Annotated in this window: 1 protein-coding gene; it reads right to left on the bottom strand. The window is 40.5% G+C overall.

Going from position 1 to position 227, the window contains the following annotated elements:
• On the bottom strand, positions 1–227 hold a 227-nt coding region (locus ACRHOC_RS15375), incomplete at both ends, for a hypothetical protein (protein ID WP_431159464.1).

Consider the following 227-nt stretch of genomic DNA (forward strand, 5'->3'; position numbering starts at 1 on the left):
GCTCAGCATATTGACCTCTTCTACCACTTAGGTAATCATCTTGCGCAATATATTGATTGAAAGCTGCACCTTGACCAGCTCCTGAGAAATTCATTTGTCCAATCTCACTTTCTGTTGGAATGTAGATCAAGTCATTCAATCCAGAACCGTCACCATTGATGTCTCCTCCGTAAGTATAACTAAAGCGTCCTCCTCTTGCATACTCAACAAAAGTTGACAAAGTAGTT

Source organism: Winogradskyella poriferorum (genome assembly GCF_050618035.1).
GTDB classification, from domain to species: domain Bacteria; phylum Bacteroidota; class Bacteroidia; order Flavobacteriales; family Flavobacteriaceae; genus Winogradskyella; species Winogradskyella poriferorum_A.